Below are 21,072 nucleotides of genomic sequence, written 5' to 3'. Positions count from 1 at the left end.
GCGAAACGCAATTTTTTCCCGAAACGGGATTGGTCCAAAAAGAACCAGCTGACGTGCGCGCAAAAAGGCATCAAGCCGCACGAAATTTGGCGCTTTTCGGACCCGCTGCGATTGCCGTATCCAAGAGAACAAGAGCGCGAGAGGATATGCGATGGCCAAGCCGTTTTACTGGAATGAACTGAACACCCATGATTTTGCCGGCCTTTCGCCCGACCGAACCATCGCCATCCTGCCGCTTGCCTCCACCGAACAGCACGGGCCGCATCTGCCGATCGCAACCGACGTTGCGATTGCAAACGGCATGCTGGCGGAGCTGAAGACCCAGCGTCCTGACGATCTCGACATTCTGGTTCTGCCGACGCAGGAAATCGGCAAGGCAAACGAACATGTCCATGGCCCCGGCACGCTGTCGCTCGGCGCCGATATCCTCATTCCCGCCTGGACCGCCATCGGCGGCAAGGTGGCCGAGGCCGGCGTGCGCAAACTGGTGATGGTCAATTCGCACGGCGGCAATCTCGACATCATGAGCATCGTGTCGCGCGAAATGCGGGTGCGTTTCGGCATGGCCGCGGTTGCCACGCAATGGGCACGCTTTGGCCAGCCGGAGGGTATGATCAGCGAACACGAGCAGAAATTCGGCATCCATGGCGGCGAGGTGGAGACATCGCTGATGCTGCACTTCCGCCCCGAACTGGTGCGGATGGACAAGGCTGAAAATTTTGCCTCGCGCGCCGAGGAGATGAAGAAAAGCTCGCGCTTCCTGCAGCCGCTGCCGCCGCATGCGCTGGCCTGGATCGCCCATGACCTTAACCCGGCAGGCGTTGTCGGCAATGCGGCGGCCGGCACTGCGGAAAAAGGCGCTGCCATCTGCCGCCATCAGGTGGCTGGCTTTATCGAACTGCTGCGGGATCTCACACACTACCCGCTCTCCAACCTCTATACGCCGTGATCCTCAATCGCGCGCACTCGCCTCGCGGCCGTGTTGCGGCGGCACATGGCCCTTGGCCTCCAGCTCGGCCACCTGCGTGCCCAGTTCGGCGAGCAGGAATTCGACAAACAGGCTGGTTGCCGTGTCAAGCGTGGCGCGCGAGCGGGCAAACAGCTTCATCGGCTGGTGACGACGCTGCGATTCGGCAAGCGGGCGAAACACCAGTTCGCCGCGGCTGCAATCGCCGATCACATCGAGCGGATTGAGGAAGGTGAGGCCGGTTCCGCGCTTCACCAGATGGCGCAGCGTTTCCGGCGCGCCGGTTTCCACCACCGGCTCCACCGACATCGGCAGCGGTGACAGGATGAGGTTGATCATGGTGCGAAGGCTCATGCCGGGCTGGGCCAGAACCAGCGGTTCCTGCAAGACTTTCGCCAGATCCACCGGCCCCTCCTCGCCTGCCAGCGGATGATCGGGCGGCATCACGACGCCGATCGGGATATCGAAGGTGGCAAGCGTGCGTAGCCCCGGTGTTGCGGGGATATTAAAGCCGATGCCGAGATCGACCTCGCCTGAGAGCACCGGATTGGCGGTGGTGGTCGCCCCGTCAATGGCCAGCTGGATGCGCATGCGCGGATGTTTTTCGACGAAACGTGCAATAATTTCCGGCAGCGGGCCGGCCGCAAGCCCGACCGTGGAAATCATCGAAACACGGCCCACCTGCGGCATTTTGAGGCCGCGCACCCGCGTTTCCAGCTTGTCATAAGCCTTCAGCACCTCGCGGATATGTTCGATGCACAATTCCCCCGCAGCCGTCAGCCGCAGGCCGCGCGGCAGGCGTTCGAAGATCTGCGCGCCAAGCTCCTCCTCCAGCGCCAGGATCTGACGGTTGATGGCAGACGAGGCAACATTGAGCCGCGCCGCCGCCTTGCGAATGGAGCCGCAGCGGGCGATTTCATCGATGTACTGGAGTTTTCGCGAGTGCAGCATGACAGGTCCCATTGCTTAAGTTTTGATCATGACGCACAATTTGTGCAGCGGCTAGACCACCGCTGCCATAAAGGCATCAATCCGTGCGAATTTTGATGCTTTTCAAAGCGCGAAAGCAATGGCTGAAATGTTTCAAAGGGACGCCGCAAAGAGCATCCCGGCACCGAAAAAGGGAACAGGTCGAATGGACACGCTGCGAAATTTGAAGACCACTCTGGCCGGCATGGCTCTTTGCACCGGCATCGCGCTGGGCGGGCAGGCTTTTGCGCTGGATGAAGTGACCTATGGCACGAACTGGCTGGCGCAGGCCGAACATGGCGGCTTTTACCAGGCCGTGGCCGATGGCACCTATGAGAAGCATGGCCTTAAGGTCACCATCGTACAGGGCGGGCCGAATGCGGCCAACCGGTCGCTGCTGATTGCCGGCAAGGTGGATTTCTACATGGGCGGGCCGCTCGGCGACATGGATGCCGTCAAGCAGGGCATCCCGCTCGTCTCGGTTGCCTCGATTTTCCAGAAGGATCCGCAGGTGCTGCTGGCGCATCCGGATGCCGGCGTCGAAAAGTTCGGTGACCTTGCCAAGCTCGATACCATCTTCATGGGCAAGGAAGGTTACGTCACCTATTTCGAGTGGATGAAGAAGAACTTTGCGGGCTTCAAGGAAGAGCAGTACAAGCCCTACACGTTCAACCCGGCCCCCTTCATCGCCGACAAGAAATCTGCCCAGCAGGGTTATCTCACCTCCGAGCCTTACGAGATCGGCAAGCAGGCCGGCTGGACGCCAAAGGTGTTCCTGCTGGCTGACGCCGGCTACAGCCCCTATTCGACGATGATCACCACCACACAGACGATGATCGACACCAAATCGGATGTGGTGCAGCGTTTCGTCGATGCCACGATCGAGGGCTGGTACACCTATCTCTACGGTGACAATTCCAAGGCGAACGCGCTGATCAAAAAGGACAATCCGGAGATGACGGATGGCCAGATCTCCTATTCCATCGAAAAGATGAAGGAATACGGCATCGTGGAATCCGGCGATGCGCTCACCAAGGGCATCGGTTGCATCACCGACGAGCGCTACAAGAAATTCTTCGAGGAGATGGTGCAGATTGGCGTGCAGCCGGCCGACCTCGATTACAAAAAAGCCTATTCCACCAAGTTCGTCTGCAAGGGCGTCGGCATGGCGCTGAAGAAGTAGGCGGCAAAGTCCCCTCTCCCCGTCTTGACGGGGGAGAGGGCCAGGGTGAGGGGGCGCTTTTTGGGAATACCCGCAAAGGCGATCTTTCTGGAAATCCTGTTGGCAAACCAACCAGACGTTGCCGCCGGCTTTCCAGCCCCCCGCCCCACACACATGCCAATCGAACAAGGCCTTTCATGACCGAGACTGAAGCCACACCGCCCACCGCCTCCCACAAGCGTCCGCTGGTGGCGATGCGCAATGTGTCCAAGAGTTTTTCGAGCGGCACGCTGGCGTTGTCGCAGATGTCGCTGACCGTACAGGGCGGCGAGTTCGTGAGCCTGCTCGGCCCCTCCGGTTGCGGCAAGTCGACGGCGCTGCGCATCATTGCGGGCCTTGGCGATGTCACCACCGGCGAGATCGATTGGCCAAGCTCGCGCATCAATTCCAAGGGCCTGCCGGAGGGCGATATCTCCTTCGTTTTCCAGGAACCGACGCTGATGCCGTGGCAGACGGTGTTCGGCAATGTCTACCTGCCGCTGCGGCTGACCGGCATATCCAAGGCCACCGCGCGCGAAAATATCATGGCCTGTCTCGATATGGTGGGGCTCAAAGATTTCGCCGACGCCTATCCGCGCGAGCTTTCAGGCGGCATGAAGATGCGCGTTTCGATTGCCCGCGCGTTGGTGACCAAGCCGAAGCTGCTGCTGATGGATGAGCCGTTTGCCGCCCTTGACGAGATCACCCGCCAGAAGCTGAACGACGACGTGCTGCGGCTCTGGCGCGAAACGGGCATCACCGTCATCTTCGTCACCCATTCCGTGTTCGAAAGCGCCTATCTCTCCAACCGCATCGTGGTGATGAAGGCGCGGCCCGGCCGCGTCCATGCGGATTTTCCGCTGGTCACCAGCCTCGACCGCGGGCCCCTTTACCGCACGTCGGAAGAATACCGCGCCACCTGCGAGAAGGTGTCGCATTCGCTGATGGAAGCGATCGGCTTTCCGCTCGCCGACGGCATGGAGATGCATTGATGAGCCAGACCGCCATGCCTCCATCCTTCCTCGCCCGCAACCGCGAAACCCTGCTACGCATCGCCATTCCAATTCTCGTCGTCGTCTGCCTTATCCTCCTCTGGCAGATCCTCGTCACGGCGACCGGCGTGCCACAATATATCCTGCCTGGCCCCGGTGCGGTGTCTGTCGCCCTCGTCAAGGACTGGGGCACGCTGTCGCCGGCGCTTTGGGTCACCACAAAGATCACGCTGTCGGCTTTGGCGCTGGCACTAGTTGGCGGCGTTGGCATCGCGGTGTTTCTCGTCCAGTCGAAATGGATCGAGACGGCGTTTTATCCGATCGCCGTCATCCTGCAGGTCACCCCCATCGTTGCCATTGCACCGCTGATCCTCATCTATGCCCCGACGACGCAGGTGGCGCTTCTCATCTGCGCCTTCCTCGTTGCCTTCTTTCCGATCCTCTCCAACATGGTGCAGGGGCTGAAGAGCGTCGATCATAACCTCTTGAACCTGTTTGATCTCTACGGCGCCTCGCGCTGGCAGACGCTGATTTACCTGAAACTTCCGGCGTCGCTTCCCTATTTCATGACCGGACTTCGCATCGGCGGCGGTCTGTCGCTGATTGCAGCCGTGGTGGCCGAATTTGCCGCGGGCTCGGCCGGTGCCGGCTCCGGCCTCGCCTTCCGGCTTCTCGAAGCCCAGTACCGCCTCAACATTCCGCGCCTGTTTGCGGCCCTCATTCTCCTCTCGGCGCTTGGCGTGGTGATCTTTGCCATCACCTCCTTCATCGCCTGGCTCGGGCTTCACCGCTGGCACGAGAGCAGCATAAGGAGAGAAAACTGATGTCCTTTCTCGATCTTCCAAAGGCCGACCATTTCGTTCTGGCCAATGCCACCCTGCCCGCGATCACCGTCGAAGGTTATGACGCCCCAGCAACGGAAGGCCTCGTTGCAGCCGACCTGATCATTGCCGGCGGCAAAATCGAAAGCATCGTTTCGCCCGGCACGGCACCGGCTGCCCTTCCCCGCGCCGATCTGCGCGATGGCATGGTGTTTCCCTGTTTTGTCGACATGCACACCCATCTCGACAAGGGCCACATCTGGGAGCGCCGCCGCAATCCGGACGGCACCTTCTTAGGCGCGCTCGAAAACGTCAGTGCCGACCGCACGGAAAACTGGTCGGCGGAAGACGTGCGCGCCCGCATGGAATTTTCGCTGAAGACAGCCTATGCCCACGGCACGAAACTCATCCGCACCCATCTCGACAGCATTCCGCCGCAACACGGCATTTCCTTCGAGGTCTTCTCCGAACTGCGCGCGGAATGGCAGGACCGTATCGCCCTGCAGGCCGTGGCGCTTCTGCCGCTGGAGCAGGTGCTGAATGAACCGGTGTTTGCCGATATCGTAGCGGTCACCAAACGCCATGGCGGCCTTCTCGGCGGTGCCACCCGCATCCTGCCCGACTTCGAAAAGATCCTCGAAACCCTGTTTCGGGCAGCCGCCGACCATGGCCTCGACATCGACCTGCATGTGGATGAGACGGAAGACCGGCAGGTCTTGACGCTGAAAACCATTGCCGAGACAAAACTGCGGCTCGGTTTTGAGGGCGCTGTCACCGTCGGTCATTGCTGCTCGCTGGCGCGCCAGGACGAGGAACTGGCCAAGCGGACGGTGGATCTGGTGGCCGAAGCCGGCCTTTCGGTCGTGTCGCTTCCCATGTGCAACATGTATCTGCAGGATCGCCATGCGGGGCGCACACCACGCTGGCGCGGCGTCACACTGTTTCATGAACTGACGGCGGCCGGCGTCAAAACCTCCGTCTCCTCCGACAACACCCGCGATCCCTTTTATGCCTATGGCGACCTCGATGCCGTGGAAGTGTTTCGCGAATCGGTGCGCATCCTGCATCTCGACCATCCGCTCGATGAGGCCGCGCGCGTGGTGACGACGACCCCCGCCGACAGTCTCGGCCGCTCCGATATCGGCCGCATCAAGGCGGGCCTTGCCGCCGATCTCGTGTTGTTTTCGGCGCGCCGCTGGAGCGAATTTCTTTCCCGTCCGCAGGCGGACCGCATCGTGATGCGGAATGGCATGGGCATCGACCGCCGCCTGCCGGATTACCGTGACCTTGACCCCATTCTGGACCGATAACATGGCCGATTACGCGCAGATCAAGAAAGACCTCGACGGCATTGCGGTCGAAGATAATCCGGCGCTGGTGCGCCAGAAAAGCCGGGATTTCTACTGGTATTCCCCCATCCTGAAGGCCGAGCTTGACCATGTGACGGCCGATCTCGTGGTGTCGCCAACCTCGGAAGAAGAGGTCATCCGCACCCTGAAAGTGGCTTATGCGCATGGCGTGCCGGTCACGCCGCGCGGAGCGGGAACCGGCAATTACGGGCAGGCCATGCCGCTTGCCGGTGGCATCGTGTTGAACCTCATCAACATGAACAAGGTGAAGGAAATCCATCCCGGCCGCGTCATCTGCGAACCCGGCATCGTGATTGCCGAACTGGACCGCCAGACGAAAGCCCATTCCGGACAGGAGCTGCGTTTTCACCCCTCCACGGCGCAATCGGCCACCATCGGCGGGTTCGTGGCCGGCGGCTCCGGCGGCGTCGGCTCCATTCATTGGGGCGGGCTTCGCGATCTCGGCAATATCCTGTCGCTGCGCGTCGTCACCATGGAGGCGGAACCGCGCGTGCTCGACCTCAAGGCCTGGGACCTGCAGAAGGTGACCCATGCCTATGGCACCAATGGCATTATCACGCAGGTGGAAATGCCGCTGGCCCCCGCCTATGACTGGGTGGATGTGCTCGTCGGTTACGACGATTACATGGATGCCGTCCGTCTTGCCGATGCGCTCGCCCACAAGAACGGCATTTTGCTCAAGGAAGTCGCGCCGATTGCAGCGCCGATCCCGTTCGATTTCTTCCCCCGCCACAAGCCGTTCATCCGCCACCGCGACCAGTCCATCGTGGTCCTGATGGTGGCGCCGCAGTCCATGGAGCCGTTCCTGGCGCTGACGGACAAGATGAAGGGCGAAGTGCTGTTCCGCTCCGATACCGTGGAGAGCATGAAGGGCATTCCACATGCCTACGAACTCGGCTGGAACCACACGACGCTGCGGGCGCTAAAAGTCGATCCGAGCTTCACCTATCTGCAGGTGCAATATCCGGGGCCGGACCATGTGGCAAAGGTTGCCAAGATGACGGAGATCTTTGGCGACGAGGTGCCCGGCCATCTGGAATTCATCAAGTTCGACGGGCGCATGCAATGTTCCGGCCTGCCGCTGGTGCGCTACACTACAAAAGAGCGGCTGGAAGAGATCATCCGCATCCACGAGGAGAATGGCTGCCCGGTGTTTAACCCGCACCGCTATACGCTGGAAGAAGGCGGCATGAAGCAGACGGACGAAGTCCAGCTTGCCTTCAAGAAGGAAACCGATCCGCAGGGGCTTCTCAACCCCGGCAAGATGATCGCCTGGGACAATCCGGATTTCGATTTCAAGGCGGGCCAGAACTACCTGTTTCCGGGCCTGCAGGCCTTTTCCGAAGCGGGGGAGTAAGATCGCGCAGGTTTTCGTCCAGGGCTCCCCCTCACCCGCCCTCCGCTTCGCTCGGCCACCCTCTCCCCAAGGGGAGAGGAGAGCCACAAACGGTGCGGCTTCCTCCCTTCTCCCCCTCGGGGAGAAGGTGCCGGCAGGCGGATGAGGGGGCTGCCCCGCTCTCAACATCGCATCACACGAAGGACCTTATTTAACAATCACCGCCACTTTACTCACTCCGAAGGTACTCCCGGCCGGTCTTTCCGGCCCATGCAGGATTTCCGGCATGGCAGCTTTGATCCCCGGCCTGGCGGCGGTGGATAAAGGTGCTGGGACAAACGGCGCGGAAGTTTTGACCTGAAGCCCGAGTGCGATTGCATCGGGCGAAGATTTGGAGCTTTTCTCATGCGCGTACTCGTTCTGCATTCCCATCCCGTTGAGGAAAGTTATGGCAAGGCGCTGTTTCGCCAGACCTGTGAAAGTCTGGCGCAGGCAGGTCATGTCGTTGACGCCTGCGATCTTTATGCGGAAGGGTTCGATCCGGTACTCTCGGCCCACAGTCGGCGCATCTACCACGATTATCCCGAGAACATGGCGGGGCTTGAACCCTATGTGGAACGGCTGAAACAAGCCGAGGGTCTGGTGATCTGCACGCCGGTGTGGAATTTCGGCTTTCCTGCGATGCTGAAGGGTTATTTCGACCGGGTCTGGCTGCCGGGCGTGTCCTTCGCGCTCGAAAACGGCAAGCTGACGCCGACGCTTCGCCACATCCGCAAGCTGGCTGCGGTGATGACCTATGGCGGCACACCGATGCGGGCTTTTCTCGTTGGAAACCCGCCGAAAAAGGTCATCAAACGTGTCATCCGGGCACAGATCGCCATCGGCGCACCGGTGAAATTTCTCGCCCATTACGACATGAACAACTGCACCGAGGCCACGCGCGCCGCATTCCTTCAGCGTGTAAAGACCGAAATGGCACGCTTCTAAAGTTGTATCGTTTAAAGACATAATTAAATTTTCATCGCTATAAATCTCTTGGAACAAGAGGTTAAGCGATGCGCATTGTCCTACTAATCGCCCTTCTGATGCTCGTTGGGTGCGGTACCGCCCCCAGCAGGATCGACAATGCCTGCGCCATATTCGCACAACGTGATGGACTGTTTAACAACTGGGCCCGCGAAGCCAAAAATGCTTCACAACGATACGGTGTGCCGGTGCCGGTTCTGATGGCGACGATCTATACGGAATCCGGTTTCCGCGCCCGCGCACGGCCGCCCCGCACGAAGCTGCTGGGCTTTATTCCCTGGACACGCGCGTCGTCTGCCTATGGTTATGCGCAAGCGCTTGATGGCACCTGGGAAAGCTATCGCCGCGAAACCGGGCGCTGGGGCGCCAGCCGCTCCGACTTCGGCGATGCCATCGATTTCGTCGGCTGGTATCACCGCAAGAGCCATGACCGTAACGGCATTCCGCTCGAAGACGGCTACCGTCTTTATCTCGCCTATTATTCTGGCCATAGCGGTTATGAGCGTGGCGCGTTTTCCTCCGGCACCCGTCAGGCAGCACAGCGTTCGGCCAGCATGGCAAGCCGTTACGAAAACCAGTTGCGCGCCTGCGGCTACTGAGGACGAAAGACCTCCCGGACGACGCTGCCGCAGCGTCGTCCTTGCGCCAAGACGTCGCAGCCTCAACTCCTGCCGGCTCCATTTGCGCAAACGCAAGGCGCGCCCCTTTTCTGTCATGCCATCGTCAACTCCGCAGCGCAGCCTTGGCGCCAGACAATGCGGAGACCAACATGCTTCAGGTACAGACCTATAACGAAATCGCGGATGACGCTGCGGAAGCGGCGGCCACCAAGGCCATCGCGGCGCTCGGCGGAGATACGGCCGATGCCGGCGAGTTGAAAGCCGTGTTTGACGAGGTTGCGGCGCTGCGTTCAGCGATTGCCGATGCATCTCAGCCGCTGGCCGAAGAGCTTTTCGGCGCAACGCCCCTGCTTGCCGCAGATGCCGCGCGTCTTGCCAATCTTTCCCACTACCTCACGCTGCGCCGGCGCGACATCCGGCCCCTGCAACGCCAACTGATGCGCCTTGGCTTTTCCTCGCTCGGACGGCTTGAGAGCCGCGTTCTGCCCACGCTCGATGCCGTTCTGGCAAGCCTTGCGGCCGCAACGGCTTCTGCACCGCCCTTTTCACGCCCGACGGAAGAAACGTTCTTTCACGGGGAGCAAGCCCTTGCCGCAGCGGCAGGCGATCTGCTGGGGGCCGCGCCCTCCCATCGCCGTTGCCGCATCATGGTCACGCTGCCGAGCGAGGCCGCCGATGCGCCCGACATGGTGGCCGATCTCGTCAAGCGCGGCATGACGATTGCCCGTATCAACTGCGCCCACGACGATCGCGATGCCTGGCTTGCCATGGCAGGCCACGTGCGCGCAGCCGGCGAAAGGCTGGCACGCCCGGTAAAGGTGCTGATGGACATTGCCGGCCCCAAAATCCGCACGGAAACCGTGGCGCCGGCAAAGGGCGCCAAGCTGCAGGTGGGCGACCTGTTTCGGCTTGCGGCCGAGGGAGAACCCGGCCTTGCCGGCGGCGCAAGGGTCTGCGCGTCCGTGTCGCTGCCGCAGATCGTGACCCGCCTCTCGCTGGGCGACCGCATCCGCTACGACGATGGCAAGCTGGAAGGCGTGGTGGAGGCCCTGTCGGAAACGGCCGCCCTGGTGCGCGTCACCCGCTGCAAGACCGGCGGCGCCAAGATCAAGCCGGAAAAGGGCCTCAACCTGCCCGATACGGCGCTTGGCCTGTCGCCACTCACCGCCAAGGACGAAGCAGACCTCATGAGCGTTGTCGAATGCGCCGACATGATCGGTTATTCCTTCGTCAGCCGGCCGGAAGATATCGATCTTCTGGAGGCAGCCCTTGCCCGCCACGATGGCACAACGCCCGGCGGGGCAGAGAGGGCCGCCATGCGAAAAGGCAAGCTTGGCCTCGTTGCCAAGATCGAGCATCCGGATGCCGTGCGCAACCTGCCCGCCCTCATCGCAACAGCACTCCGCCACCGGCGCCCGTTCGGCGTGATGATCGCGCGCGGCGATCTGGCGGCCGAAATCGGCTTTGAACGGGTGGCGGAAATGCAGGAGGAGATCCTGTGGATCTGCGAGGCCGCCGCCGTTCCCACCATCTGGGCGACCCAGGTGCTGGAAGATCTGGTAAAGACCGGCCTACCCTCGCGCGGCGAAATGACCGATGCAGCCATGGCCGCGCGCGCCGAATGCGTGATGCTGAACAAGGGCCCGGCCGTGGCCGAGGCCGTCTCGCTGCTTGACCATCTGCTTTCGCGTATGGACGGCCACATGATGAAGAAGACGCCAATGCTGCGGGCATTAAAGAGCTGGCCCGACTGAGCCAACCCCAAGCCGCCGTCAAAACACTTTGGCGGCGGTGACTTCCACCTCGACCAGAAATTCCGGCCGGGTAAAGCCGCCAACGATAATCAGCGTGGAGACCGGCTTCGGCTCCGCCGTATAGCGATCGCGCACGGCCATATAGGGCGCAAAATCCTCGCGCTTCGTCACGAAACCGGAAATGCGGATGACATCGGCAAAACTCATACCCGCCTCGACCAGAATTGCCTCTATCGCCTGAAAACACAGCTCTGCCTGGCCTGTCACATCGGGGGGAATGCTGTCGTCTTGCGCAATGCCGAGCTGTCCCGACGTCACCAGCAGCGAAGCGCCCGGCGGCACGAGAAGCCCATGATTATAGTGCCCGAACGGCTTTCTGACCGAGGGGGGATTAAAGACCTGTTTGTCCAAGAAAACTCTCCGGAATGGCTGCATGCATGGCGGGTGGAGAGACTATCGGCCAGGGTTTTTGCCCATGCAAGCGGGAATACGGGCAAGCGGGAATGATGTCGGGCGGGAAATTGGAATTGGCCGGTCGCTTTGCCGCAAGGTGCCCCTCATCCCGTTGCCGCGACCTTCTCCTCGTTTTGACGGTAGGGCTACCGTATCTGAAATAAGACCCTCTCTGCCCTGCCGGGCATCTCCCCCGCAAGGGGGGAGATACGACGTGGCAATCGTCCCATTCTGCAAAAAGGGGCGCGGCGGGGTTAAGCCCTCCCCCTTGTGGGGAGGGTTTGGGAGGGGACTTGCGTCATATGCGATTGTCCTGGATCGGACGGGGAGAAGGGAGCATGCGGCCACCCAACGCGACCAGACCATTTGCCCTCCCGATCAGGCGCCGTAGGGCTGAAGGAAAGCCTTGAGCGCTTCGATTTCGTTGGGGCGGATTTCGTGGCCGCCGGGGTGCCAGTCCAGCGTCACGTCTTCGCCTTGCGCAACGAAATAATCCGCCAGCGCCTGTGTGAGCGGGACCGGGCAGATCGGATCGCGTTCGCCGGCGGTGATCAGCACCTTGCCGGATCCCGGACGCGGTTCTGGCGCGAACGGGATCAGCGGATGCATGAGCACAGAGGCGGCAAAAAGGTCCGGCTGTTCGATCACGACATTGGCCAGAATATTGGCGCCGTTGGAAAAGCCGAGACCGAGAACCGGCCCCGCCTGGTATTTGTCGCGGTTGGCGGCCACAAACTCCGCCATCCGCTGGGTCGCCCGCGCCAGATCGTCGAGATCATAGATGCCTTCCGCCTTGCGGCGGAAGAAGCGGGCGGCGCCGTGTTCGGCAACGTCGCCGCGCGGCGAGATCACCGTTGCCTCCGGCAAAAGCCGGCTGCCGAAATCAAAAAACTGGTTTTCGTCGCCGCCCGTGCCGTGAAACACGAAGAAGATGGGTGCGCCCGGTTTTCCCGAGCGCACGCGGTGCAGATAACTTTCCGTGCTCATGATGCCTCTCCTCAGCCTTCCAGCTTTTCCAGATGCTCTTCGAGATAGGAACGCAGGTGGCGGTGCTGGGCCGGAAGCTGCAGCGCCTGACCGAGATGCGCGGTGTCTTCATCGCGATCGAAGCCCGGTTCGTTGGTGGCGATTTCGAAAAGAACGCCGCCCGGCGTGCGGAAATAGATCGCCCAGAAGTAATCGCGGTCGATGACAGGCGTGACCTGATACCCGGTGTCCATCAGCGCCTTGCGCACTTCCAACTGCTTTGCGCGGTTTTCGACGGCAAAGGCAATGTGATGCACGGAGCCTGCCCCCTGCTGGGCACGCGCAATGTTCGGCATGGTCTCGATATCGATCGTATCGGCGCCATTGCCGCCGGGAATGGCCAAGCGTGTAACGCCATCCTTGCGGTCGACTTCCTGATAGCCCATGAACTTCAACAGCTCGACGGTTGCCCCTTCATCGCGAAGACGCATGGAGGCCGAGTGAAAGCCGCGGATGGCATGATCGGCATCGACACCGTTTCCGGTCCAGCCGGCGCGGGCATCGTCCTTGACTTCGGCAAGCGCAAAACCATCGCCATCGGGGCCAAAAAAGTTGAGGCGCTTTTCGCCAAAGGCTTCATCGGCCGTCATCTCCAGGCTGCCCTTGGCGGCAAGACGGTTGGCCCAGTAACCGAGCGAACCATCCGGCACGGCAAAGACCGTCGTGCCGACTTCGCCGGTGCCGGGACGGCCCTTGGCGATGTGCGGGAACGGGAAATAGGTCATGACGGAACCGGGTGTGCCCTGCTCATCGCCATAATAGAGATGGTAGACGTCAGGCGCATCGAAATTGACCGTCTGCTTGACGCGGCGAAGGCCGAGCGTATCGGTGAAGAACTTGTTGTTGCCGCGGGCGCTTGCGGCCATTGATGTAACGTGATGCAGGCCCTTGATCTGGTCGATCATGTGAAAAACCCCTTGTTTCCAGCGATCCGTCAACCGGCCCGCTTGTCTGGGGTGAAGATGGCCCTCTTCGGCTAAATTGCATAGAGTGAACGATCAGAACGGATCGTTCACAAAATAGAACTGGACGTCCTCATACATCCTGAACCGGCGTAGCGGGCAATTGCCAATCAATGGGATCACGCCCGTTGGAGATCAGGTAGGCGTTCGCCTTGGAAAAGTGCCCGGAGCCGAAAAAACCGTTATGGGCAGACAGCGGCGAGGGATGCGGCGCCTTCAGCACCAGATGCCGGCGCTGATCGACAAACCCCGCCTTCTTCTGGGCGTAAGCGCCCCAGAGCATGAAGACGACATGGGCGCATTCCTCGTTCACCACGCGGATCACCGCATCGGTAAACCGTTCCCAGCCCTTGCCCTGGTGGGCGGCGGCGCGCCCCTCCTCCACCGTTAAAACGCTGTTGAGCAACAGCACGCCCTGTCGCGCCCAATGCTCCAGAAAGCCATGCGCCGGCTGTTCGATGTGAAGATCCGTGCGCATTTCCTTGTAGATGTTGACGAGCGAGGGCGGCACGCGCACGCCGGGGCGCACGCTGAAACACAGGCCATGCGCCTGCCCTGCCCCATGATAAGGATCCTGCCCCAGAATCACGACCTTCACCTGGGGTAAAGGCGTCAGGTCAAGGGCGCGGAAATATTCCGGCCCCTTCGGAAAGATGTGCTTTCCCGCCTCTTTTTCCGAGAGCAGGAAAGACCGGAGAGCGCCCATGTAAGGCTCTGAAAATTCAGGCGCCAAGGCCTTTTTCCAGCTCTCTTCCAGTTTGACGCCCGTCTCCGTCATCGCGCTACCCTTTATCAGTTCAGGTGGAAATTGGCCTTGGAATGCCAGTCCCAGGCAGAGCGGATGATGTCGTGCAGCGAATATTGCGGCTCCCAGCCCAGCACGGCCTTTGCCTTGTCGTTGTTGGCAACCAGTGTGGTGGAATCGCCATCGCGACGGCCGACATACTCGACCGGGAACGGCTTGCCGGAGACTTCGGAGATCGTCGCCAGCAGTTCCTTCACCGTCGTGCCGGTGCCGGTGCCAAGGTTCAGTTCCACCGTCTCGCCGCCGGCCAGCAGATAATCGACGGCGCGCACATGGGCGTCAGCCAGATCGAGAACGTGGATGTAATCGCGCACGCAGGTGCCGTCGCGCGTGTCATAATCATCGCCGAACACCTTAAAACCCTGGCGGCGGCCAAGGGCTGCCTCGATGGCAAGCGGAATGGCATGGGTTTCCGGCGTATGCCATTCGCCGATGCGACCTTCGAAATCGGCGCCGGCCGCGTTGAAATAACGCAGCATCACCGAGCGCAGGCCCTTGTAGGTGCCGTAATCCTTCAGCGCCTGTTCGACGATAAATTTTGTGCGGCCATACGGGTTGATTGGGGCCTGCGGATGGGTTTCATCCATCGGCACCTGCACCGGCAAGCCGTAGGTGGCGCAGGTGGAGGAGAAAACGAAGGCTTTGACGCCGGCATCCATGGCAGCCGACAGAAGTGTGAGCGCGCCGATGACATTGTTGTCGTAGAAGGCGACCGGGTTCTTCACCGATTCGCCGACCTCGATCAGAGCTGCAAAGTGCAGGACGGCATCCGGCTTGTACTTTTCAAACACCTCGTCCAGACGCGCCCGGTCGCGGATATCGCCCTGTTCCAGCGGCCCCCATTTAGCAAATTCGGCATGCCCGTTCGACAGGTTGTCGAAAACAATCGGCTGATAGCCGCGCTCTGCCAGAAGAAGGCAATTATGCGAGCCGATATAACCGGCACCACCGACAACAAGAACCTTCTTCTGCGACATGGGGAACTGCAACTCCATTGATGTTGCGCGGCAATATAAACGGCGAAAACAGGATTACCAGCGCGGAAGTTCCACGATGGTCACCTTGGAACTGCCACCCCCGCACAATCGTTGGCAAAGAACATGATTGCGAAAGGCAGGTTTCCCAATCACCGGCTTTCCGCTATCATCGTCTCCACATACCTCTCAGGATTTCTCATCAATGCGTTGGTTGTTTCTGGGCCTCGGCTGGCTGTTCGTGGCGCTTGGCGTGGTGGGCGCTTTCCTGCCGGTCATGCCGACGACGCCGTTTCTGCTGCTGGCAGTTGCCTGTTTCACGCGCTCTTCGCCTCGGTTGGAAGCGTGGCTTTTGAACCATCCGCGCTTCGGAAAACCGTTGCGCGACTGGCGCAGCAATGGTGCGATTTCGCGCAAGGCCAAGATCGCCGCCGTTTCGTTGATGAGCGTCAGCTACGGCATCTTCTTCTTTGGCATGGCGCCGCCTCTGTGGCGGGCGTTGCTGGTGGCGGCAGTGATGGCCGGCTCGTCGCTGTTCATCCTGACAAGGCCGGATGCAGCTTGAGTTTTTAAAGCGATGCGCGGTGGCGCGATTGCGGCAGCACGAAGGGAATGTGGGCGGCGGGCATGCGCCCGACGGCACCGGCGATGCCATAGACATCGGCAACGACCGTATCGCTCAGCGTGTCCGCCGCCGGCCCCTCCGCCACCACTTTTCCGCGTGACAGTACCACCACCTGATCGGCAAATTCGGCGGCAAGGTTGAGGTCGTGCAGGATGGCAAGCACGGCCCCGCCGCCGCGGGCAAAACCGGCGGCAATTTCCAGCACCGAAATCTGGTGGCCGAGGTCGAGGCTTGCCGTCGGTTCATCGAGAAACAGTGCGCGCGGCCGGCCCCCTTCCACCGGGTTCGGCACCTGTGCCAGCGCGCGGGCAAACTGCACCCGCTGCTGTTCGCCGCCCGATAGCGACGGATAAGGCCGCCCCTCGAAACCGGCAAGACCGACGCGGGCGAGCGCCCGGCGTGCTTCGGCCGCCGGATCGAGCGCACCTCTTGCCACCGCCCCCATGCGCACGATTTCCAGCGCTGAAAAGGGAAAGGCAAGCTCGCTTGCCTGCGGCAGCACGGCGCGGCAGGCGGCCAGTTTTCTCGGATCGAGCAGTGATACATCGATGCCGTCGTAACGGACATGGCCGGCGGTCAGTGCAATCTCGCCGGAGAGCGCCTTCATCAGCGTCGATTTGCCCGCACCGTTCGGGCCGATGACAACCGTCACCTCGCCGGGGCGAAGGGTGAGCGACACGGTATCGATAAGGCGCCGGCCGGCGCGTTCGATTGTCAGCGAATGGGCACGGATCATCACAAACCTCCCATGCCGGCACCGCCCTTGCGGCCCAGCAGCAACATCAGGAAAACCGGCGCACCGAAGAGGGCGGTGATGATGCCGATCGGCAGTTCAGCAGGCGACACGATGGTGCGCGCCACGCTGTCTGCAATGAGAAGAAGGGCTGCACCGCCAATCGCCGAGCCCGGCAGCAGGAAACGGTGCGATGGACCGATGACGAGCCGCAGCAGGTGCGGCACGACGATGCCGACAAACCCGATGGAGCCGGCAACGGCAACCGTTGCACCACAAGCGGCAGCGACGGCCAGAATGACCAGCCGCTTCAGCCGCTGCACCGGAATGCCCATGTGAAAGGCTGCCGCATCGCCGAGGATCAAAGCATCGAGCCCGCGCGCCACAAACGGAATGATGCCGGTAACAACAACGACGAAAGGCAGGATGGAGATGACGCGGGTAAAAGTGGCACCGCCGAGCGAACCAAGATTCCAGAAGGTGATGTCGCGCAGCTGCCGGTCATCGGCCATAAAGATCAGGAGGCCCATGGCGGCAAGGCTGAGGGCCCCGACGGCGATGCCCGACAGGATAAGCTTTGACGTAGAGGTTTCGCCATCGCGGGTGGCGATGAGATAAAGAACCCAGGTGTTCAGAAGCCCACCGAGAAAGGCCATCAATGGCAAAAAGTGGCTGCCGAGTAGCAGTGACACCGGCGCAAGGATCGTGGAGCCGAGCACGATGCCGGCCACCGCAAAAAGCGCCGCCCCGGATGTGACGCCGACAATGCCGGGATCGGCGAGCGGATTGCGAAACAGCCCCTGCATCATGGCGCCGGATACGCCAAGGCCGGCCCCGACGAGAACGCCAAGCGCCGTGCGCGGCAGGCGCACCGCTTCCAGCACCACCCGTTCCTGCACGGCCAGTTCTGCACTTCGGCCTGTGAGGTAAAGCCAGAGATGGCCAAGATCGGCGCCGGTCGGACCGCTGCCGAGCGAGATGAGGCAGGCGACCACCAGAAGCAGCGTCAACACGACGAGCATGATCATGCCCTGGCGCGAGCGGTCGCCGTTATCCTCGCCGAAATGGAAGGGGAGCGTCAGGCTTTTCATCCCGGAAAGGCTTCCGGATAAAGATGGGCGGCAAGCGAACGTCCGGCTTCCGGCGTGCGCGGCCCAAAGCCTAAGAGCAGCAGGCCATCCATCTGGATCAGCGATTTCGTTTCGGCCGCCGGCGTCGACTGGAAGGCCGGGAGTGCAAACACTTCATCCGGCTTTACGCCATGATTGCCCGATTGCATGACGAGGATGACATCGGGCCGCGATCCAATCACCGCCTCATCGGTCAGCGGCTTGTAGCCCGAAATGCCCTCTGCGGCATTAATGCCGCCAGCCATCTCGATGATGGCAGCGGCTTCCGTATCCTTGCCGCCGGCCATGATGCGGCCGCCGGAGAGAGACAGCACGAACAGCACGCGCTTGCGCTTTTCCGGCAGCTTCGCCACATCTGCGGCAAGCGACTTCAGATCCGCATCGGTCTTGTCGGCAAGCACGGTTGCCTTGTCATCAAGGCCAACGGCATGGCCGACATCGCGGATCTTCTTGCCGATGGCAGCACCTTCAGGCGGTGTATCGATGGTGACGACGGCAATTTCGCTGGCTTTCAGAATGGCAAGCGCATCCGGCGGGCCGGCACCGTCTTCGGTGAGGATGAGATCAGGCGTCTTGCCGAGAATGCCTTCGGCCGAGAGCGCGCGCATATAACCGACATCCGCCTTGCCCTTGGCTTCAGGCGGATAGCTGCTGGTGGAGTCGACCGCGACGATGCGATCGGAAGCGCCCAGCGCATAGAGAATTTCGGTGACGGTACCGCCGATGGACACGATGCGTTGTGCCTTGGGATTTTGTGCTTCCGAGGCAAACACGGCCGTGCCGGAAAGCGGCCATGCGACCAGAAGCGCCAGAAAACCCGTCTTGAGAAAAGCCTGCATCGTCTTATCATCCAGAAAAGGCGGGCGCGCTCACCGGTCGATCCGACTGTCGCTTCCCGATATAACATGAGTAATGGCGACAAGATTTAGGGCTTTTCAAGCGACGGGGCAACAGATATCTTGAGCCATCACCACCACTTTAAATGAGGATCTTCCATGTATATTGCCATGAACCGTTTTCGCGTCGTCCCGGGCTTTGAAGAAGCGTTCGAAGAGATGTGGCGCAGCCGCCAGCGCCATCTGTCGACGGTTCCGGGCTATATGGAATTTCACATGCTGAAGGGGCCGAAGCACGAGGATCACTCGCTTTATGCCTCGCACACGCTGTGGGAAACCCAGGAGCATTTCACCGCCTGGACGAAGTCGGAACAATTCCGCGCCGCCCATGCGCGCGCCGGCGAAAACCGCGGCAAGGTGGAATATCTTTCCGGCCCGCATTTCGAAGGGTTTGAAGTCATCATCCACGAGGGCCGCGACGGCAATTCGGCGGAGGCCGCATGAGCGCGGCGCTCTCGATATCCTCAAGCGACGATGAGGCGCGCCGGGCCCGCGCGATTGCAGCACTTGGCGAAAAGCCGGATGGCGTGGTGGAAGCGATTGCCGCAAAAGCCGAGGTGACGCCAGCCGAAATTCTGGCGCTGCTGCCGGATGGTGCCGCGACATCGGCACCGGAAGATGCGTTCGAGGCGATCTGGGCCGAGATGACCGGCTGGGGCGAGGTTCTTTTTATCGTCCACACCGATGATATCGTGCTGGAGGCCGAGGGCTCCCTGCCCGCCGGGTCCGAAGGTCATGGCTGGTTCAACATCCATGGCGATAGCCCCATCGGCGGCCATATCGCGCGAAAGAACTGCGCCGGCATCACCTTTGTCGACCGCGCCTTTCACGGTCGCCGCTCCTGTTCCGTCTGGTTCATGAACCAGAAGGGTGCGGCCATGTTCAAAGTCTTCGTCAAACGCGATGCGGCCCGCGAACTGATCGGCGAACAGCTCGCAAAGTTCGAGGCGCTGCGCGACAGTTATGCCAAGGCCTGAATAACCAGTGCCGGAGCGGGCGATCCGCTCCGGCACATTGAGGCGCTTACGAGCCCTGATTTTCCTGTCCGCCATCCTGCAGAAGATTGGCAAGCACGGCGCAGTTCGGATCGCTCTGGTCGAGAATCTGCGCCGGCGCGGTCCAACCGATGGTTACGCCGATGGCGGTGGTTACCGCCCACATCGGTTCCTGTCCCGCCCGCTCGATCAACTGGGGACCGTGGGTGGAAATACATTGCTGAACCTGCCGTGCGGTCTCGGCAGAGGCGTTGGCGTTCTGCAGATGCGATTGCACTTCTGACTGGATGGGGGTGATTACGAACATGGTGATGAACCACGCGGTCATTTCCGAGAGCATGTCTGGCCTTCAAATCGACGGTGATGTCGTAAAAAGGTCCGACATCGTGAAAGCGTCGATTTCTTTCACCAGAGGGGCCCGGACCATCGGGTCTAGCCTCTAGATGGTGATCGCCAGCGGCGGTTCAAGATGATGATGCCGATCAAAGTGCCGGCACCCACTTCCACATGACCGCCTCCTTACGCTCGGCATAATGCTTGAATTCGCAGTCATGGCGGCGGGCAAACTTTTCCGCCGCATCAAGCGCCTCGGGACTGACCGGGTCCATGCCGGTTCCCGGCGCAAACCAGTCTTCCAGCAGGTCATCGGGCACGTAGACACCTATGCGCAGGGGAAGCGATTTTAGCGCCTGCGAGAGGGCGGCAAGCTCTTCTTCGGCGACAGGCAGATCAATCATGATTTCGATGCGTGTTGCGGTTTTCCCTCGCGGCTGGTGGCCGCCATGTCATGCAGCGCCTTTTCCGACATGGATTTCTCCATGCTTTTGGAAGCGCCTTGAAGTTCGCTCTTCTTGATATCGCCGCGCTTGGCGGCAAGGGCAGCCCCCGCCGCCTTCTGCTGTGCCTTGGATTTGGCCGGCATAGTTCTCTCCTGTGTTTTGCCCGCTTCGAAAGCCAAACCGGCGGCCGGCGCGGTGGTTCCATCGCCGTGACCGTCGGCTCCAAGGGAACCGCAGGCCATGCCTGCGGGTTTCTCTCGCGAACCGGATATTCCCCGAAAGGAACAGACATCATGACTGCCAAGGAAAACCAGGACGCCAGGGACAAGATGACCGACGAAGGTTCGCGCCGTTTTACCGAAGATGGCCGCGAACGCGTGGAAGACGCGCTGCATGGACAGATCGACCAGACCAACCTCAAGGCCCAGCAAGAGGCCTCGCGCCTTGGCGGCGGTGATACCTATCTGGTCAAGAGCGACCTTGAAGACCAGGATGAGCGGCTTGGCGAAGACCAGCCCGATGGCCGCCCGAGCCCGATGGCAAATGCCGACAATCCGGAGCGCTGAGCGCTTCGTTTGAAGGACATCTGCTTGCCCCATGCGCTGGAAACGGCGCATGGCGCGTTTAATTTTTTCGGC

The 21,072-nt window shown here is 61.2% G+C and carries 24 protein-coding genes and 1 pseudogene; 13 read left to right on the top strand and 12 right to left on the bottom strand.

Annotated features, from left to right (window positions below; genetic code table 11):
* Window positions 1–151 precede the first annotated feature (151 nt).
* On the top strand, window positions 152–949 hold the full coding sequence (locus tag AC4CWF_RS04975) for a creatininase family protein (RefSeq protein ID WP_491284028.1): 798 nt from the start codon (window positions 152–154) through the stop codon (window positions 947–949).
* 3 nt (window positions 950–952) lie between these two features.
* Here the strand turns inward: AC4CWF_RS04975 and AC4CWF_RS04970 are convergent, their stop codons facing one another.
* Window positions 953–1,918 carry a LysR family transcriptional regulator gene (locus AC4CWF_RS04970; protein ID WP_491284027.1) on the bottom strand — a complete coding sequence of 322 codons (966 nt, stop codon included), beginning with the start codon at window positions 1,916–1,918 and terminating at the stop codon, window positions 953–955.
* A gap of 223 nt (window positions 1,919–2,141) precedes the next feature.
* Here AC4CWF_RS04970 and AC4CWF_RS04965 point away from each other — a divergent pair, with 223 nt between their 5' ends.
* From AC4CWF_RS04965 to AC4CWF_RS04930, 8 genes are all read left to right on the top strand, one after another.
* Window positions 2,142–3,119: an ABC transporter substrate-binding protein gene (locus tag AC4CWF_RS04965; protein ID WP_491285219.1), complete on the top strand. Its 978-nt coding sequence runs from the start codon at window positions 2,142–2,144 to the stop codon at window positions 3,117–3,119.
* Window positions 3,120–3,295: 176 nt separating this feature from the next.
* Window positions 3,296–4,129: an ABC transporter ATP-binding protein gene (locus tag AC4CWF_RS04960; RefSeq protein ID WP_491284026.1), complete on the top strand. Its 834-nt coding sequence runs from the start codon at window positions 3,296–3,298 to the stop codon at window positions 4,127–4,129.
* Window positions 4,129–4,953, top strand: coding sequence for an ABC transporter permease (locus tag AC4CWF_RS04955; RefSeq protein WP_491284025.1), 825 nt, complete (start codon window positions 4,129–4,131; stop codon window positions 4,951–4,953). Before AC4CWF_RS04960 ends, AC4CWF_RS04955 begins: the two co-directional genes overlap by 1 nt.
* A complete protein-coding gene (locus AC4CWF_RS04950) occupies window positions 4,953–6,260 on the top strand; it encodes a cytosine deaminase (RefSeq protein WP_491284024.1) in 1,308 nt (435 codons plus the stop codon). Before AC4CWF_RS04955 ends, AC4CWF_RS04950 begins: the two co-directional genes overlap by 1 nt.
* 1 nt (window position 6,261) lies before the next feature.
* Window positions 6,262–7,677, top strand: coding sequence for an FAD-binding oxidoreductase (locus AC4CWF_RS04945; protein ID WP_491285217.1), 1,416 nt, complete (start codon window positions 6,262–6,264; stop codon window positions 7,675–7,677).
* A 384-nt stretch (window positions 7,678–8,061) separates the two neighbouring features.
* A complete protein-coding gene (locus AC4CWF_RS04940; protein ID WP_491284023.1) occupies window positions 8,062–8,643 on the top strand; it encodes an NAD(P)H-dependent oxidoreductase in 582 nt (193 codons plus the stop codon).
* Between the two features lie 68 nt (window positions 8,644–8,711).
* The gene (locus tag AC4CWF_RS04935; RefSeq protein ID WP_491284022.1) at window positions 8,712–9,281 is read left to right on the top strand and encodes a transglycosylase SLT domain-containing protein; all 570 of its coding nucleotides are present in this window, start codon (window positions 8,712–8,714) and stop codon (window positions 9,279–9,281) included.
* A 170-nt stretch (window positions 9,282–9,451) separates the two neighbouring features.
* Entirely contained in the window at window positions 9,452–11,056 is a 1,605-nt protein-coding gene (locus AC4CWF_RS04930) for a pyruvate kinase (protein WP_491284021.1), read from the top strand.
* Between the two features lie 18 nt (window positions 11,057–11,074).
* Here the strand turns inward: AC4CWF_RS04930 and AC4CWF_RS04925 are convergent, their stop codons facing one another.
* The 5 genes from AC4CWF_RS04925 to galE all read right to left on the bottom strand — a co-directional run bounded on the left by AC4CWF_RS04925 (window position 11,075) and on the right by galE (window position 15,279).
* On the bottom strand, window positions 11,075–11,467 hold the full coding sequence (locus tag AC4CWF_RS04925; RefSeq protein WP_491284020.1) for a RidA family protein: 393 nt from the start codon (window positions 11,465–11,467) through the stop codon (window positions 11,075–11,077).
* A 420-nt stretch (window positions 11,468–11,887) separates the two neighbouring features.
* Window positions 11,888–12,496: an alpha/beta hydrolase gene (locus AC4CWF_RS04920; RefSeq protein ID WP_491284019.1), complete on the bottom strand. Its 609-nt coding sequence runs from the start codon at window positions 12,494–12,496 to the stop codon at window positions 11,888–11,890.
* Between the two features lie 11 nt (window positions 12,497–12,507).
* Window positions 12,508–13,440 (bottom strand): VOC family protein, encoded by a 933-nt coding sequence (locus AC4CWF_RS04915; RefSeq protein WP_491284018.1) that lies wholly within the window; start codon window positions 13,438–13,440, stop codon window positions 12,508–12,510.
* 130 nt (window positions 13,441–13,570) lie between these two features.
* Window positions 13,571–14,275, bottom strand: coding sequence for a uracil-DNA glycosylase (ung, locus tag AC4CWF_RS04910; protein WP_491284017.1), 705 nt, complete (start codon window positions 14,273–14,275; stop codon window positions 13,571–13,573).
* Between the two features lie 14 nt (window positions 14,276–14,289).
* Window positions 14,290–15,279, bottom strand: coding sequence for a UDP-glucose 4-epimerase GalE (galE, locus tag AC4CWF_RS04905; protein WP_491284016.1), 990 nt, complete (start codon window positions 15,277–15,279; stop codon window positions 14,290–14,292).
* 202 nt (window positions 15,280–15,481) lie between these two features.
* Here galE and AC4CWF_RS04900 point away from each other — a divergent pair, with 202 nt between their 5' ends.
* Complete coding sequence (locus AC4CWF_RS04900) at window positions 15,482–15,841, top strand: YbaN family protein (RefSeq protein WP_491284015.1); 360 nt, start codon at window positions 15,482–15,484, stop codon at window positions 15,839–15,841.
* A 4-nt stretch (window positions 15,842–15,845) separates the two neighbouring features.
* Here the strand turns inward: AC4CWF_RS04900 and AC4CWF_RS04895 are convergent.
* The 3 genes and pseudogenes from AC4CWF_RS04895 to AC4CWF_RS04885 form a co-directional block, all read right to left on the bottom strand.
* Window positions 15,846–16,604, bottom strand: a pseudogene (locus tag AC4CWF_RS04895) (heme ABC transporter ATP-binding protein); the annotation flags it as partial.
* A gap of 32 nt (window positions 16,605–16,636) precedes the next feature.
* Window positions 16,637–17,725 carry a FecCD family ABC transporter permease gene (locus tag AC4CWF_RS04890; RefSeq protein WP_491284014.1) on the bottom strand — a complete coding sequence of 363 codons (1,089 nt, stop codon included), beginning with the start codon at window positions 17,723–17,725 and terminating at the stop codon, window positions 16,637–16,639.
* Window positions 17,722–18,603 (bottom strand): heme/hemin ABC transporter substrate-binding protein, encoded by an 882-nt coding sequence (locus AC4CWF_RS04885; protein WP_491284013.1) that lies wholly within the window; start codon window positions 18,601–18,603, stop codon window positions 17,722–17,724. Before AC4CWF_RS04885 ends, AC4CWF_RS04890 begins: the two co-directional genes overlap by 4 nt.
* 156 nt (window positions 18,604–18,759) lie before the next feature.
* Between AC4CWF_RS04885 and hmuQ the strand changes: the two genes are divergently transcribed.
* Together hmuQ and hutX are read left to right on the top strand one after the other, a co-directional pair.
* Window positions 18,760–19,104: a heme-degrading protein HmuQ gene (gene hmuQ, locus AC4CWF_RS04880; RefSeq protein WP_491284012.1), complete on the top strand. Its 345-nt coding sequence runs from the start codon at window positions 18,760–18,762 to the stop codon at window positions 19,102–19,104.
* Window positions 19,101–19,637: a heme utilization cystosolic carrier protein HutX gene (gene hutX, locus AC4CWF_RS04875; protein WP_491284011.1), complete on the top strand. Its 537-nt coding sequence runs from the start codon at window positions 19,101–19,103 to the stop codon at window positions 19,635–19,637. The genes hmuQ and hutX overlap by 4 nt, the downstream gene beginning before the upstream one ends.
* Window positions 19,638–19,683: 46 nt before the next feature.
* Here hutX and AC4CWF_RS04870 read toward each other — a convergent pair whose 3' ends face one another.
* The 3 genes from AC4CWF_RS04870 to AC4CWF_RS04860 all read right to left on the bottom strand — a co-directional run bounded on the left by AC4CWF_RS04870 (window position 19,684) and on the right by AC4CWF_RS04860 (window position 20,577).
* On the bottom strand, window positions 19,684–19,962 hold the full coding sequence (locus tag AC4CWF_RS04870) for a hypothetical protein (RefSeq protein ID WP_491284010.1): 279 nt from the start codon (window positions 19,960–19,962) through the stop codon (window positions 19,684–19,686).
* A gap of 175 nt (window positions 19,963–20,137) precedes the next feature.
* A complete protein-coding gene (locus AC4CWF_RS04865; protein WP_491284009.1) occupies window positions 20,138–20,392 on the bottom strand; it encodes a hypothetical protein in 255 nt (84 codons plus the stop codon).
* Complete coding sequence (locus AC4CWF_RS04860; protein WP_491284008.1) at window positions 20,389–20,577, bottom strand: DUF3008 family protein; 189 nt, start codon at window positions 20,575–20,577, stop codon at window positions 20,389–20,391. Before AC4CWF_RS04860 ends, AC4CWF_RS04865 begins: the two co-directional genes overlap by 4 nt.
* Before the next feature lie 150 nt (window positions 20,578–20,727).
* Here AC4CWF_RS04860 and AC4CWF_RS04855 point away from each other — a divergent pair, with 150 nt between their 5' ends.
* Window positions 20,728–21,000, top strand: coding sequence for a hypothetical protein (locus tag AC4CWF_RS04855; RefSeq protein WP_491284007.1), 273 nt, complete (start codon window positions 20,728–20,730; stop codon window positions 20,998–21,000).
* Window positions 21,001–21,072: the final 72 nt, after the last annotated feature.

This window comes from Neorhizobium sp. PAMB6630 (genome assembly GCF_058242775.1).
The sequence above is the reverse complement of the archived record's forward strand: the minus strand, read 5'-3'. Positions and strand labels throughout refer to the sequence as shown.

Bases quoted from the DNA above. Each gene is read 5' to 3' on its own strand.
- AC4CWF_RS04885 (WP_491284013.1), bottom strand. From the start codon at position 18,603: ATGCAGGCTTTTCTCAAGACGGGTTTTCTGGCGCTTCTGGTCGCATGG.
- AC4CWF_RS04890 (WP_491284014.1), bottom strand. From the start codon at position 17,725: ATGAAAAGCCTGACGCTCCCCTTCCATTTCGGCGAGGATAACGGCGAC.
- AC4CWF_RS04860 (WP_491284008.1), bottom strand. From the start codon at position 20,577: ATGCCGGCCAAATCCAAGGCACAGCAGAAGGCGGCGGGGGCTGCCCTT.
- AC4CWF_RS04870 (WP_491284010.1), bottom strand. From the start codon at position 19,962: ATGTTCGTAATCACCCCCATCCAGTCAGAAGTGCAATCGCATCTGCAG.
- AC4CWF_RS04855 (WP_491284007.1), top strand. From the start codon at position 20,728: ATGACTGCCAAGGAAAACCAGGACGCCAGGGACAAGATGACCGACGAA.
- AC4CWF_RS04935 (WP_491284022.1), top strand. From the start codon at position 8,712: ATGCGCATTGTCCTACTAATCGCCCTTCTGATGCTCGTTGGGTGCGGT.
- AC4CWF_RS04900 (WP_491284015.1), top strand. From the start codon at position 15,482: ATGCGTTGGTTGTTTCTGGGCCTCGGCTGGCTGTTCGTGGCGCTTGGC.
- hmuQ (WP_491284012.1), top strand. From the start codon at position 18,760: ATGTATATTGCCATGAACCGTTTTCGCGTCGTCCCGGGCTTTGAAGAA.
- galE (WP_491284016.1), bottom strand. From the start codon at position 15,279: ATGTCGCAGAAGAAGGTTCTTGTTGTCGGTGGTGCCGGTTATATCGGC.
- AC4CWF_RS04920 (WP_491284019.1), bottom strand. From the start codon at position 12,496: ATGAGCACGGAAAGTTATCTGCACCGCGTGCGCTCGGGAAAACCGGGC.
- AC4CWF_RS04960 (WP_491284026.1), top strand. From the start codon at position 3,296: ATGACCGAGACTGAAGCCACACCGCCCACCGCCTCCCACAAGCGTCCG.
- AC4CWF_RS04965 (WP_491285219.1), top strand. From the start codon at position 2,142: ATGGCTCTTTGCACCGGCATCGCGCTGGGCGGGCAGGCTTTTGCGCTG.
- AC4CWF_RS04940 (WP_491284023.1), top strand. From the start codon at position 8,062: ATGCGCGTACTCGTTCTGCATTCCCATCCCGTTGAGGAAAGTTATGGC.
- AC4CWF_RS04955 (WP_491284025.1), top strand. From the start codon at position 4,129: ATGAGCCAGACCGCCATGCCTCCATCCTTCCTCGCCCGCAACCGCGAA.
- AC4CWF_RS04970 (WP_491284027.1), bottom strand. From the start codon at position 1,918: ATGCTGCACTCGCGAAAACTCCAGTACATCGATGAAATCGCCCGCTGC.
- AC4CWF_RS04865 (WP_491284009.1), bottom strand. From the start codon at position 20,392: ATGATTGATCTGCCTGTCGCCGAAGAAGAGCTTGCCGCCCTCTCGCAG.
- hutX (WP_491284011.1), top strand. From the start codon at position 19,101: ATGAGCGCGGCGCTCTCGATATCCTCAAGCGACGATGAGGCGCGCCGG.
- AC4CWF_RS04915 (WP_491284018.1), bottom strand. From the start codon at position 13,440: ATGATCGACCAGATCAAGGGCCTGCATCACGTTACATCAATGGCCGCA.
- AC4CWF_RS04975 (WP_491284028.1), top strand. From the start codon at position 152: ATGGCCAAGCCGTTTTACTGGAATGAACTGAACACCCATGATTTTGCC.
- AC4CWF_RS04930 (WP_491284021.1), top strand. From the start codon at position 9,452: ATGCTTCAGGTACAGACCTATAACGAAATCGCGGATGACGCTGCGGAA.
- ung (WP_491284017.1), bottom strand. From the start codon at position 14,275: ATGACGGAGACGGGCGTCAAACTGGAAGAGAGCTGGAAAAAGGCCTTG.
- AC4CWF_RS04945 (WP_491285217.1), top strand. From the start codon at position 6,262: ATGGCCGATTACGCGCAGATCAAGAAAGACCTCGACGGCATTGCGGTC.
- AC4CWF_RS04950 (WP_491284024.1), top strand. From the start codon at position 4,953: ATGTCCTTTCTCGATCTTCCAAAGGCCGACCATTTCGTTCTGGCCAAT.